This window comes from Rhodovarius lipocyclicus (assembly GCF_009900765.1).
Classification (GTDB): domain Bacteria; phylum Pseudomonadota; class Alphaproteobacteria; order Acetobacterales; family Acetobacteraceae; genus Rhodovarius; species Rhodovarius lipocyclicus.
Genome location: NZ_JAAABL010000099.1, coordinates 1 through 628 on the forward strand (window position 1 = coordinate 1; position 628 = coordinate 628).

A 628-nucleotide genomic window follows, 5' to 3' on the forward strand; every position below is an offset into this window, starting at 1 on the left:
TGGACACCGAGATAAGGTTTTCCAACCGTATCGGAGGTCCCCATGCAGCGGCGGGTATTCAGTCGGGAGTTCAAAGTTGAGGCGGTGAAACTGGTCCGTGATCGCGGTGTCGCGGTGGCGCAGGCGTCACGGGACCTGGAAGTTGCGGAGAGCGTGTTGCGCCGCTGGATGCGCGACCTGGCCTCCGATCCGGCACAGGCCTTTCCCGGCCACGGGCAGATGAAACCGGAGCAGCAGGAGATCGACCGCCTTCGTCGAGAGGTCGCCAAGCTCAAGGCGGAGCGTGACATCCTAAAAAGGCCGCGGCGTACTTCGCCAGGGATGCGATATGAAGTTCGCCTTTATCGCGGCGCATCGTCCGATCTGGCCGGTGGCCTGGCTCTGCTCGGCACTGGAGGTCTCGCGCTCGGGCTTTCACGCTTGGCTGACCCGGCCACGCAGCCAGCATTCCAGAACCGATGAGGCGATCGCGCCCCAGGTCAGGGCGAGTTTCCTGGCCAGCGACCGCACCTCCGGCGCCAGGCGGGTGTGGCGCGACGTGCTGGCCGAGGGCTTCTGCTGTGGGCTGCACAAGATCGAACGGCTGATGCGCCAGCAGGCGCTTCGGGCGCGGCCGCGCCGCCGCGGC

Annotated in this window: 1 pseudogene; it reads left to right on the forward strand. The window is 66.6% G+C overall.

The window, feature by feature from the left end:
- Positions 1–42 precede the first annotated feature (42 nt).
- Positions 43–628: pseudogene (locus GT007_RS22105) on the forward strand (transposase); the annotation flags it as partial.